12 protein-coding genes and 1 pseudogene are annotated in these 11,896 nt (G+C 61.4%); 3 read left to right on the top strand and 10 right to left on the bottom strand.

The annotated features are described in order from the left end of the window. Position 1 precedes the first annotated feature (1 nt). The 6 genes and pseudogenes from J3P94_RS25465 to ubiE form a co-directional block, all read right to left on the bottom strand. Complete coding sequence (locus J3P94_RS25465) at positions 2-289, bottom strand: twin-arginine translocase TatA/TatE family subunit (protein ID WP_434570180.1); 288 nt, start codon at positions 287-289, stop codon at positions 2-4. 24 nt (positions 290-313) lie between these two features. After that, a complete protein-coding gene (locus tag J3P94_RS25460) occupies positions 314-646 on the bottom strand; it encodes a phosphoribosyl-ATP diphosphatase (protein ID WP_003186671.1) in 333 nt (110 codons plus the stop codon). After that, positions 639-1,037: a phosphoribosyl-AMP cyclohydrolase gene (hisI, locus tag J3P94_RS25455; RefSeq protein WP_305497371.1), complete on the bottom strand. Its 399-nt coding sequence runs from the start codon at positions 1,035-1,037 to the stop codon at positions 639-641. Before hisI ends, J3P94_RS25460 begins: the two co-directional genes overlap by 8 nt. Positions 1,038-1,162: 125 nt before the next feature. After that, complete coding sequence (gene ubiB, locus J3P94_RS25450; protein WP_434570178.1) at positions 1,163-2,767, bottom strand: ubiquinone biosynthesis regulatory protein kinase UbiB; 1,605 nt, start codon at positions 2,765-2,767, stop codon at positions 1,163-1,165. Beyond that, positions 2,764-3,388 (bottom strand): annotated as a pseudogene (locus J3P94_RS25445) (ubiquinone biosynthesis accessory factor UbiJ). Before J3P94_RS25445 ends, ubiB begins: the two are co-directional and overlap by 4 nt. After that, entirely contained in the window at positions 3,388-4,158 is a 771-nt protein-coding gene (gene ubiE / locus J3P94_RS25440) for a bifunctional demethylmenaquinone methyltransferase/2-methoxy-6-polyprenyl-1,4-benzoquinol methylase UbiE (protein ID WP_024779926.1), read from the bottom strand. The pseudogene J3P94_RS25445 and the gene ubiE overlap by 1 nt, the downstream one beginning before the upstream one ends. 155 nt (positions 4,159-4,313) lie before the next feature. Between ubiE and J3P94_RS25435 the strand changes: the two genes are divergently transcribed. From J3P94_RS25435 to J3P94_RS25425, 3 genes are all read left to right on the top strand, one after another. Further along, entirely contained in the window at positions 4,314-4,589 is a 276-nt protein-coding gene (locus tag J3P94_RS25435; protein ID WP_434570176.1) for a polyhydroxyalkanoic acid system family protein, read from the top strand. 271 nt (positions 4,590-4,860) lie between these two features. After that, on the top strand, positions 4,861-5,283 hold the full coding sequence (locus tag J3P94_RS25430; RefSeq protein ID WP_434570174.1) for a phasin family protein: 423 nt from the start codon (positions 4,861-4,863) through the stop codon (positions 5,281-5,283). 10 nt (positions 5,284-5,293) lie between these two features. Beyond that, positions 5,294-6,196 (top strand): phasin family protein, encoded by a 903-nt coding sequence (locus tag J3P94_RS25425; RefSeq protein WP_434570172.1) that lies wholly within the window; start codon positions 5,294-5,296, stop codon positions 6,194-6,196. 190 nt (positions 6,197-6,386) lie between these two features. On the opposite strand, the gene J3P94_RS25420 is transcribed toward J3P94_RS25425, so the two are convergent. The 4 genes from J3P94_RS25420 to phaC (J3P94_RS25405) all read right to left on the bottom strand — a co-directional run bounded on the left by J3P94_RS25420 (position 6,387) and on the right by phaC (J3P94_RS25405) (position 11,660). Continuing rightward, positions 6,387-7,007, bottom strand: coding sequence for a TetR/AcrR family transcriptional regulator (locus J3P94_RS25420; RefSeq protein WP_434570170.1), 621 nt, complete (start codon positions 7,005-7,007; stop codon positions 6,387-6,389). 61 nt (positions 7,008-7,068) lie between these two features. Beyond that, positions 7,069-8,751: a class II poly(R)-hydroxyalkanoic acid synthase gene (gene phaC / locus J3P94_RS25415; protein WP_434570169.1), complete on the bottom strand. Its 1,683-nt coding sequence runs from the start codon at positions 8,749-8,751 to the stop codon at positions 7,069-7,071. A gap of 112 nt (positions 8,752-8,863) precedes the next feature. Further along, positions 8,864-9,721, bottom strand: a complete 858-nt coding sequence (phaZ, locus tag J3P94_RS25410; protein ID WP_039592414.1) for a poly(3-hydroxyalkanoate) depolymerase — start codon at positions 9,719-9,721, stop codon at positions 8,864-8,866. Between the two features lie 259 nt (positions 9,722-9,980). After that, entirely contained in the window at positions 9,981-11,660 is a 1,680-nt protein-coding gene (gene phaC, locus J3P94_RS25405) for a class II poly(R)-hydroxyalkanoic acid synthase (RefSeq protein ID WP_434570167.1), read from the bottom strand. Positions 11,661-11,896: the final 236 nt, after the last annotated feature.

The raw sequence follows: 11,896 nt of genomic DNA, 5'->3' as shown, positions 1-11,896 counted from the left end.
CTCACGAGTCTTTGCGGATTGGCTCTTCGACTTTCTGGGCCTGCACGTCGATGGTGTTCGGCGCATTCACAGGCTGCGTGGCTTGTGGGTGTACCGGTTGGGCCGGCTGTGCCGGTTGCGCCGGGGTGGCCTGTGGGTCGGCCGGTTTTTCGTCATCGTTCATGGCCTTGCGAAAGCCCTTGATCGACTCACCGACGTCGGTGCCGAGGTTTTTCAGTTTCTTGGTGCCGAACACCAGCACCACGACCACCAGAATGACGACCCAGTGTTTCCAGTCAAAAATACCCATGTGGCTGTTCCTCTCAAAAGTTGATCAGGCGGACGGGCGCGAGGCTTTCTCGACGTGCCCGGACAGACCGAAGCGACGGTCCAGTTCATCCAGTACGGCCTGCGGATGCTGTCCCAGTTGGGCGAGCATGACGAGGCTGTGGAACCACAGGTCGGCGGTCTCGTAGATCACGTCGCTGCAGTCGCCGCTGATGGCGGCGTCCTTGGCGGCAATGATGGTTTCGACCGACTCTTCGCCGACCTTTTCCAGAATCTTGTTCAAACCCTTGTGGTACAGGCTGGCGACATAGGAGCTGTCGGCCGCGGCGCCCTTGCGCTCTTCCAGCACCTGGGCCAGGCGGGTCAGGGTGTCACTCATGGTTGTGTCCTGAATAGATGGCGTGCGGGTCCTTGAGTACCGGGTCGACGGTTTTCCAGTCGCCGTTCTCGAAGACACGGTAGAAGCAGCTTTGACGGCCGGTATGGCAGGCGATTTCACCGACCTGTTCGACCATCAGGATAATGACGTCGCCGTCGCAGTCCAGGCGCATCTCGTGCAGGTGTTGCACGTGCCCGGACTCTTCACCCTTGCGCCACAGCTTGCCACGGGAACGTGACCAATAGATGGCGCGATTCTCGGCAGCGGTCAGGGCCAACGCCTCGCGGTTCATCCAGGCCATCATCAGCACGCGCCCGGTCTTGTGATCCTGGGCGATCGCCGGCACCAGGCCGTCGGCGTCCCATTTGATCTCGTCCTGCCAGTTTTTCATCTTCGGTCCTGACGGCAGCTTCAAGCTTCAAGCTGCAAGTAAAAGCGATTCTGTGTAGGGGTTGAGTGATAGGTCCAACCGTTTGAGCTCGCGGCTTGCAGCTTATCGCTTGCAGCTGTTTCGTGCTATCGACGAACGACCAGATACAAACCGACGGCCACCATGATCCCGGCGGGCCAATGGCCCAGTTCGCTCAACGGGCCACCGGCGGCCAGCACGGCGCCGCCACCCAGGTGAGCCGCGCCAAGCAGGCGCAGGAACCAGTCGTCGCGCCGCTGTTTCCAGGGTGGAGCAGGGTCATGGGCATGGGGCTGGGACATGCGTTCGAGCAGATCGCGGGTCATGTTGGCCAAATGCGGAATCTGCTCGAACTGGCTCTGGACGTTGCCCAGCAAGGTCTTCGGGCTGACGCGCTCGCGCATCCAGCGTTCGAGGAAGGGCTGGGCGGTGTTCCACAAATCCAGGTCCGGGTACAGCTGGCGACCGAGGCCTTCGATGTTCAACAGGGTTTTTTGCAGCAACACCAACTGCGGCTGGACCTCCATGTTGAAGCGGCGCGCAGTCTGGAACAGGCGCATCAGCACCTGGCCGAATGAAATATCTTTTAACGGTTTTTCGAAGATCGGTTCGCACACGGTGCGGATCGCCGCTTCGAATTCGTTGAGCTTGGTCTCGGCCGGCACCCAGCCCGAATCGATGTGCAACTGCGCGACGCGGCGGTAGTCACGCTTGAAGAAGGCGAACAGGTTGCGCGCCAGGTAATCCTGGTCCTCGGGGGTGAGGCTGCCGACGATGCCGCAGTCGATGGCGATGTACTGCGGGCTCCACGGTTGCACGGTGCTGACGAAGATGTTGCCCGGGTGCATGTCGGCGTGGAAGAAGCTGTCGCGAAACACCTGGGTGAAGAAAATCTCCACGCCGCGCTCGGCAAGCAGTTTCATGTCGGTGCGCTGGTCGGCGAGGGTTGCCAGGTCGGTCACCTGGATCCCGTAGATGCGCTCCATCACCAGCACTTTCGGCCGGCACCAGTCCCAATAGACTTGCGGCACGTACAGCAGCGGCGAGCCCTCGAAATTGCGCCGCAGCTGGCTGGCGTTGGCGGCCTCGCGCAGCAGGTCGAGCTCATCGAAGATGGTTTTTTCATAGTCCTGGACCACATCCACCGGGTGCAGCAGGCGTGCATCGGCTGACACCCGCTCGGCGGCGCGGGCAAGGATGAACAGCCAGGCCAGGTCCTGGGCAATGATCGGCTTGAGGCCCGGGCGGATCACCTTGACCACCACTTCTTCACCCGTCTTGAGCTGGGCGGCGTGGACCTGGGCGACCGACGCCGAGGCCAGCGGCTCGACGTCGAAACGGCTGAAGACTTCGCTGATCTTCTTGCCCAGCTGCGCCTCGATCAGCGCTACCGACAGTTTCGAGTCGAAGGGCGGCACGCGATCCTGCAGCAGCATCAGTTCGTCGGCGATGTCTTCTGGGAGCAGGTCGCGACGGGTCGAGAGGATCTGCCCGAACTTGATGAAGATCGGCCCCAGGTCCTGCAAGGCCAGGCGCAGGCGTGCGCCGCGGCTCAAGTCCAGCGTTCGACGGGGGAACCAGCGCCACGGCAGCACAAAGCGCAGTGCCAGGAGAAACCAGGGCAGCGGCAGGGCGAACAGCAGGTCATCGAGGCGGTAGCGGATCACGACGCGCTGGATGCGCAACAGACGGCGGACGGCAAGCAGCTTCATGCGTTATCGCTTGGGTTCAAGGGATCGGGAAAGGCGCTCGAAACGCGCCTCGAGACGTTCCAGATCGAGCTTGATCTGGTCCAGTTCGGCAAAACGGGCCTGGGCTTCGCGTTGGCCTACGAGCGTACGCGATTCCTCGGCCAGGTATTCACTCAGATTCTGTCCCAGGCTGGCGAAGCCCTGGCGGTACCAGCGGGAGCGGCTGCGCAGATGGCCACTGAGCAATTGGGTGGCGACCGGGCCGATCCAGCGGGACACTTCGTATTCCCAGTCCAGTTCCAGGTCCTGGACAATCGCCGCCAGCTCCAGCAGCACGCCGCTATCGCCGTCGAGCTCGACGTCGGGGCTGTGCAGCACCGCGGTCTTGTTCTTGCTCAGGGCCAACTCCAGCAGGCTCGACGCCGGGGCGCGCAGCGTGCAGTCGGCCTCGGCCTCCCAATGGGCGGCGAGCATCAGGCCTTCGTCGCTGGGCAGGATGAACAGCTGCAACGCCGGGCTGCGGCAGTCGACGGCAATCACCTTACCGCTCAAGTGTGCCAGGCGCATCGGCGCCGTGCTGTCCAGGCGCAGGACCCGGTTGATACCGAGTTCTACACTGGCGAGCAGCCCGGTGAGCAACATCAGGGCTTGATACCGCGGTGCAGGGCGACGATGCCGGACGTCATGTTGTGGTAGGTCACCCGATCGAAACCGGCTTCGACCATCATTGACTTCAGCGTTTCCTGGTCGGGGTGCATGCGGATCGATTCGGCCAGGTAACGATAACTTTCCGCGTCGTTGGTGATCAGCTTGCCCATCAAGGGCATGAAGGCGAACGAGTAGGCGTCATAAGCCTTGGACATCAGCGCATTGGTTGGCTTGGAAAACTCCAGTACCAACAGCCGGCCACCGGGCTTGAGCACGCGCAACATCGAGCGCAGGGCATCTTCCTTGTGGGTGACGTTGCGCAGGCCGAAGGCGATGGTCACGCAGTCGAAATGGTTGTCGGGGAACGGCAACTTCTCGGCGTCGGCCTGGACGAACTCGACGTTGCCGGCCACGCCCAGGTCGAGCAGGCGGTCACGGCCGACCTTGAGCATGGATTCGTTGATGTCGGCGAGCACCACATGGCCGGTGGGGCCGACGATGTGGGAGAACTTCTTGGTCAGGTCACCGGTACCGCCGGCAATGTCCAGCACGCGGTTGCCGCTGCGCACGCCCGACAGCTCGATCGCGAAACGCTTCCAGAGGCGATGCATGCCGCCCGAGAGCAGGTCGTTCATCAAGTCGTACTTGGCGGCCACCGAGTGGAAAACCTCGGCGACTTTCTCCGCTTTCTGGCTTTCCGGCACGTTCTTGAAGCCGAAGTGTGTGGTGGGTTCGGCATCGCTGCCTTTGCGCTGATCAGTCATATCGCGGTCACCAAAAAAGAATGCGGGACATTCTAATCCCGGTGGAGGGCTTTGTCTTGGCAAGGCTGCAGGTAAGATGAGCCACCGCCCGGACGTTTTGACGCAGGCAGGGTCGCAAACGTTCAGGCAAGTCTCGATCAAGCAGGAGTTAACAGATGGCCCGTATTACTGTTGAGCGTGCCCATGACCTGGGCAAGGAAGCGGCCCGCGAAAAGGCCGACAAGCTGGCCCGGAAACTGTCCGACAGCTATGGCCTGGAGCCCAAGTGGGAGGGCGACACGCTGAAGCTCAAGCGTTCCGGGGTCAAGGGTGAAGTGCATGTGGGCGAGGATTCGATCCGCGTCGAAGTGGAGCTGGGCATGTTGATGTCGGCCATGAGCGGGACAATCAAGACGGAAATCGAAAAGGCGCTGGACAAGGCGTTGGCTTGATTGATTGGAAGGGTGGGTGGAATGCAGATTTAACTTCACCACCTAACTTACTGTGGGAGCGAGCTTGCTCGCGATGGCGGCATGTCAGCCAACCTTGATGCGACTGACACAATGCAAATCGCGAGCAAGCTCGCTCCCACAGGTGCGTGCCAATGGCTTCGGATTTTATGTCAGTTGTTAGGGTGCCCTTTCTAATTATTCTCACTACTTTGTGCCTGAGCCCGACCGTGTGCGGGCAGTTGCTCAAACCTGTCTTCGAGTGAGGTGCACCATGGCCAAAGTTATTCTGAAGAAAAAAACCGACGTTGAATCTTCCACGCTGGGCGACGTGAAAACGTACGCGCGCAAGATCTGGCTGGCGGGCCTGGGCGCTTATATCAAGGTCGGTCAGGAGGGCAGCGACTACTTCAAGGGGCTGGTCAAGGCCGGTGAAGTTGTTGAAACCAAAGGCAAAAAGAACATTGCCGGGAAACTTGAAGCGGCGAACAGCGAACTGATCGAAGCCAAGACCGACGTCAATACTTTCAAGGCTCGGGTTGAAGTTCAACTCGACAAAGTCGAGAAGGTATTCGACGCGCGTGTTGCAAGTGCCTTGAATCGTATCGGCATTCCGTCTAAACATGACGTTGAGACACTCTCTGCTAAGCTCGATGAGCTGACGGCATTGCTCGAACGTGTCGCGCGTAAACATTAAGGAGAACGGGATGGCTGGCAAGAAAATCACCGAAAAAGAAGGCAGCTCGTGGGCCGGGAAGATTGAAAAGTACTCCCGCAAAATCTGGCTTGCTGGTTTAGGCGTGTACTCGAAGATCGACACTGACGGCAGCAAACTCTTCGAGTCCCTGGTCAAGGACGGCGAGAAGGCCGAAAAACTCACCAAGACGGCGGTCGGCAAACAAGTCGATGCCGCCAAGGATTCTGCCGAGTCCACCAAGTCGCGCATGGGCGGCGTGAAGGATCGTGCACTGGGCAAGTGGGATGAGCTGGAAGGGGCTTTTGACAAGCGTCTGAACAGTGCAATTTCCCGCCTGGGCGTGCCGAGCCGCAATGAAGTCAAGGAACTGCACAGCAAGGTCGACACCCTGACCAGGCAGATCGAAAAACTCACCGGGGCCAAGGTCACGCCGGTCGCGACCAAGCCTGCTGCAACCAGGACGGCGGCGGCCAAGCCTGCAGCGAAGACGGCAGCCAAGCCACTGGTCAAGGCGGCGGCAAAAACCGTCGCCAAGCCTGCGGCCAAAGCAGTGGCCAAGCCAGTAGCCAAAACCGCAGCGGCCAAGCCTGCAGCCAAGGCGGCGGCCAAACCCGTCGCGGCAAAAACTGCAGCCAAACCTGCCGCCAAGCCTGCGGCCAAGACGGCGGCGGCTAAACCAGCTGCGGCCAAACCGGCTGCCAAGCCAGCGGCAAAAGCCGAAGCAAAACCGGCCGCGGCGAAAAAGCCCGCAGTGAAAAAACCGTCCGCGCCAAAAGCAGCCGCACCCAAGGCGCCGGCCGCGGCCGCCAAACCGGCCACCCCGACGAGCACGGCAAACTCTGCCTCGGCTCCAACCCCGGTAGCCACTCCGAATCCAGCGCCGGCTCCGTCGACGCCTACCAGCCAGTCCTGATTTTCCGGGACGTGCAAAAACGCCCGGCCTGTGAAGGTCGGGCGTTTTTTTTGCGGTAGACCCAAATTGTGTGCGAGTCGGGTGGGAGCGAGCCTGCTCGCGAAAGCGCCGGGTCAGTCGATATCTCTTCTACTGACACTCCGTCTTCGCGAGCAGGCTCGCTCCCACATGGGGCTGCCGCAGTTGGCCGTTAGTCGTGCTCTTCCAGATACCGCAACGCCATCTGCTCGGTCGCGACCTTGATCGCCGGCGGCAAGTGCGGCGCCACCAGCATCATGATCTGATAGACCACCAGGCGAACCTCGCCCTCGCGATCGAGGATCCGCTGATAATCCAGCGAAAACAGCAACGTCAGGGTGATCTGCTCCACCAGTTGCCCGAGTGCCTGGGTGTCGCTCACCAGCAGGCCCTGGGCCTTGAGCTGCGCCAGCAATGAGGCCAGGGTCCGTTTCAACGCGTTGAGCAACTGGCGGATACCCTTGGCCAGTTTCGGCAGGCGCCCCGCCAGGTTCGAGAGGTCCTGGAAGAGGAACCGGTATTGGGCCAGGCGCTCGACGATCAAATGCAGGAACAACCAGTAGTCCTCCGGCGCCAGTTGCGCGTCGGCGGGCGGATCCAGCAGCGGTGCGAGCTCGGCCTGGAATCGCTCGAACAATCCGAGTATCAGCGGTTCCTTGCCATGGAAGTGGTAGTAAAGGTTGCCGGGGCTGATGCCCAGCTCGTTGGCGACTTCGAGGGTGGAAACATTCGGCTCGCCCTTCTCGTTGAATAATTGCAGGGCACACTCGAGGATTCGGTCGCGGGTTTTCATCCGGTCTTCTTGGTCGGTGGAGTCTTTCCACGGCCCGCAGTGCGACCGTGGGACGAGGCGTTCAGCGTACCCGTACGTAATTCCCGGGTGCCGCTTCCAGGGCCGGGTATTTCGCGTTGCCCAGCGTCATCAGCGTTTCGTGTTGGGCGCCGGAGCGCTCCTGGATCCAACCCAGCCATTGGGTCCACCAACTGCCCTCGATGTGCTTGGCGTCGTAGTACCAGGCGCGCGGGTCGCTGCTCAGTTTCGGATTTTCAATGTAGTTGGCCTTGGGGTTGCCTGGCGGGTTGAGGATGCTCTGGACGTGTCCGCTGTTGGACAGCACGAAACGTCGTTCGCCGCCCAGCAGCAACGTCGAACGGTACACCGCATCCCACGGCGTGATGTGGTCGTTGATGCCGGCCACGCTGAAGCTGTCCACGGTGACTTTCTGCAAGTCGATAGGCGTGCCGCACACTTCCAGGGCGCCCGGCCGTGTCAGCGGGTTGTGCTTGAAAAAATCCAGCAGGTCGCCGTGATAGGCCGCTGGAAGGCGCGTGCAGTCGTTGTTCCAGTAGAGAATGTCGAACGCCGGCGGCTCCTTGCCCAGCAGGTAGTTGTTGACGAAGTAGGTCCAGATCAAGTCGTTGGGCCGCATCCAGGCGAAGACCCGAGCCATGTCGCGGCCATCGAGAATGCCTTTCTGATAGGAGCGGCGCTTGGCGGCTTCGAGGGTCTGTTCATCGATGAACAGCGTGGCCGGGCTCTCGACCTCGCTGTCCAGCAAGCTCACCAGGTAGGTGGCGCTGGCCACCCGGCGCAGTTGGCGCTTGGCTTGCAGATGGCCCTGCAGGGCGGCGATGGTCATGCCGCCGGCGCAGGCGCCCATGAGGTTGACTTCGCGGGCGCCGGTGATCGCCCGGCAGACGTTCATGGCTTCTTCCGTCGCCTCGACATAACTGGACAGGCCCCATTCCCGATGGCGCACGTCCGGGTTTCGCCAGCTGATGATGAACACCTGCAAGCCGTTTTTCAGAGCGTACTGGACGAAGCTGTTGGAAGGGCTCAGGTCGAAGATGTAGAACTTGTTGATCTGCGGCGGCACGATCAGCAGCGGCGTGGCGTATTGCTTTTCGCTCATCGGCTTGTACTGGATCAGTTCCAGCAGCTCGTTGCGAAACACCACTGCGCCGGGCGTACTCGCCAGGGTCTTGCCGACTTCAAAGGCGTGTGGCGTGACTTGCCGGGGCAACCCGTCGTTGTGCAGCAGGTCGTCGACCAGATGGCTGATCCCGCGAATCAGGCTGCTGCCTCCGGAATTGAACAGCTCCTTGATTGCCAGCGGATTAAGCAGGGTATTGGACGGCGATACCGCGTCGTTGAGCAGGGAAAAGGCAAAATGCGCACGGGCCTGATCATCCGGGCTCATGCCGCCCTCATCGATCCACTGGCGGACTTCTTTCTGCCAGCTCAGGTAGGCCTGCAGGCTGCGGCGATAAAACGGGTTGAGCTGCCAGGTGGGGTCGGCGAAGCGTTTGTCGTCGGGGTTGGTCGGGTGCAGGGTTTCCCCCAGCAGGACGCGCCCCAGCTGGCCGCCGAGCCTCAACGCGTGACGGGCACTGTGGACCGGGTTGCGCAGACCATGGGCGGCAACGTTGCGCAGGGTCGACAGCAGGTCCCTGCCGCGCAGGCCGGTGACCGCACTCTGTGCGTTGATGAAGCTGGCAGGGGCGGGCATGGAACCCTTCGCCGGTTTGTCGCGCATGAGTCAACTCCTTCATCATCAGGCTGAAAACAAACACACCGAACCAGACAACATAGTCGCTGTTTCGGGTAGTTGCGCGATCCGGCGTCCTGCCAGGCGCAAATGGGCGGTGTCAGCCGCCACCCAGCGGCGCGGGATGCGGGTGCATGACCGCGCGCTGACGTTCTTCCTCGAGGAACTTCATGATGATCGGCGCCACGGCCTCGGCCCGGGTGATCAGGAACAGGTGGCCGTCATCGATGATGTGCAACTGCGAATTGGGGATGCGCCAGGCCAGCATGCGCATGTTGATCAGGGGGATCAGCGGGTCGTCATCCCCGGCCAGGATCAAGGTCGGCTGGTGGATCTTGTGCAGCCAATGGATGCTGGTCCAGCCGAGGCCCGCGAACAGTTGCCAGTAATAACCGAGCTTGCCCGCCGAACGCACCTTGGCCGCGTGACGAGCCGCCAGGCTTGGGTCGCGGCGGAACGAGCCGCCGTAGATCAGCGGCGCGATGCGCATCACATGGGACGGCTGCACGTAGCGTCGGGGACTGGCCATCATCCACAGCACCTTCGGCTTGCCCGGCACCATCACCGCGCCAGCGGCCGTGGCGGCGAGCACCAGCTTCTTGCAGCGCTCCGGATAATCATGGGCGAACTGCTGGGCCAGGGCGCCGCCCCAGGACACACCGATCACGTTGACCTGCCCATAGTCGAGGTAATCGAGCATCCGCGCGGTAAGCTTGGCCAGGCCCGGAAAACGATACGGCCGGCTCGGCGTCGACGAACCGCCGACCCCGGGCACATCGAAGGCGATCACTTCCAGGTCCGGGTCCAGGGCCTCGATGAACGGGAAGACCAGCTCCAGGTTGGCGCCGATGCCGTTGAAAATCAGCAGCGGCGTCAAGTGAGGCTTGCCGGGACGTACAGCGGTGCGCAAGGTCTGGCCATCCAGATCGACGGTACGGAAAATGTACGGTTGCGGCATGCTTCAAGCCCTGTGGGTTGGGTCGCGGTCTTTCATTTTTCCCGGATCTCCTGTGGGAGCGAGCCTGCTCGCGATTGCGGTCTGTCAGCACAGACAAAGTTTGACTGTGCCGCCGCCATCGCGAGCAAGCTCGCTCCCACATTGGATCTGCTGTGAACCTGAGTCTGTGTTCACCAACGCTGTGGGCCTTGCATTCAGTGTCGGCTGCCGGGGGGCATTCGTGAGCAAACCCAGTCCTGCAGCGGACGAACAGCATTCTTTACCGCTCATGCACATAAGTGCCCGGCGCCGCTTCCCCGGCCACATACGTCTTGTTGCCCAGCACGGTAGGGGCCTTCTTCAGCTTGCCCGAGCGTTCAGCCTGCCAGGCTTGCCAGTGCAGCCACCAGGAGTCGGTGTGCTTGGTGGAGTTTTCCATCCAGTCCTCGGCCTTGGCCGGCATGTCTTCACTGGTCATGTAGCGTGACTTGGGATTGCCCGGCGGGTTGAGAATGCTCTGGATGTGACCGCTGCTCGACAGCACGAATTCAACCTTGCCGCCGAACAGCTGCGCCGATTTGTAGCAGGACTTCCACGGGGTGATGTGGTCGTTGGTGCCGGCCAGGGAAAAGATATCGGCGCTGACCTGCTTGAGGTCGATCGGCGTGCCGCACACTTCCAGTGCGTTGGGACGGATCAGCGGGTTGTTCTTGAACATCTCGATGAGGTCGCCATGGAACGCCGCCGGGAGTCGCGTGGTGTCGTTGTTCCAGAACAGGATGTCGAACACCGGCGGCTCGTTGCCCAGCAGGTAGTTGTTCACCCAGTAGTTCCAGATCAGGTCATTGGGCCGCATCCAGGCGAACACCTTGGCCATGTCGCGGCCTTCCAGCACGCCGGCCTGGTAGGAATGGCGCTTGGCCGTTTCCAGGGTCTGCTCGTCGACGAACAGCGCCACGTCGGTGTCCAGGGTGGTGTCCAAAACACTCACCAGCAGGGTCAGGGCATTGACCTTTTTCTCCCCCAGCGCGGCGTAATGGCCGAGCAGGGCGGTGCAGGTGATGCCGCCCGAGCAGGCGCCCAGCATGTTTACGTCCTTGCTGCCGGTGATGGCCGTGACCACGTCCACCGCTTCCTTGAGCGCTTCGATGTAGGTCGACAGGCCCCACTCGCGCTGCGCCTTGGTGGGGTTGCGCCAGCTGATGATGAAGGTCTGCACGTTGCTGCGCAGGCAGAAGCGCGCCAGGCTCTTGTCCGGGCTCAGGTCGAATACGTAGAACTTGTTGATTTGCGGCGGCACCACCAGCAACGGTCGCTCATGGACCTGCTCGGTGATGGGGCGGTACTGGATCAGCTCCAGCACGTCATTGCGAAAGACTACCGCGCCTTCGGTCACGCCCAGGCTCTTGCCGACTTCGAATGCGCCCATGTCGACCTGGCTCGGCATCCCGCCGTTGTGCACCAGGTCCTTGGCCAGGTGGGACAGGCCATCGAGCAGGCTCTTGCCACCGGTTTCGAAGAAGCGCTTGACCGCCGCCGGGTTGGCCGCCGAGTTGGTCGGGGCCATGGCTTCGGTCATCAGGTTGATCACGAAGTGCCCACGGCTGATGTCCTGGGGCGAAAGGCTGCTGTCGTCGATCCAGGCGTGCAGCTCCTTGCGCCACGCCAGATAGGTTTGCAGATAACGTCTGTAGAGCGGGTTCTGGCTCCACGCCGGGTCGTTGAAACGACGGTCATCACTGGCGGGCTGCAACTCGGATTTGCCGAACAGGACTTTCCTCAGTTCAGCGCCGAAATGGGCGACGTGCTTGACGCTGTGCAGCGGTTGTTTGATGGTCTGGGTCAGCACCATCCGGGCAGAGGCCAGCAGGTCTTTCCTGCGCAAGCCGACGACGGGATTCAAGCCCAGGGTGTTTTCCGAAGCTTGGTACTTCAACTCATCGTTGTTCTTGTTGCTCATCTACGACGCTCCATTGTCCTTCAGACGAGTACCGGGGACCGTGCCAGAAGCGCAAGGCCAATACCAGGTACGCTGCTCGGGGTGACCATTAATTCCGCATCGAGGGCAATGAGGAAACGTGTGCCAGGAACTCGCCGGTTCCTTTGCAGGGAACTTGCCAGCTCCATTGGTTACCCGAGTTTAATTTTTTTCGCAAGCAGGCCAGTCATTGACCTTGCCGCGCAGGCATTCAAGCA

Source organism: Pseudomonas sp. Z3-8 (assembly GCF_051131975.1).
Classification (GTDB): Bacteria; Pseudomonadota; Gammaproteobacteria; order Pseudomonadales; family Pseudomonadaceae; genus Aquipseudomonas.
This window is presented reverse-complemented; position numbering and strand designations above follow the sequence as displayed.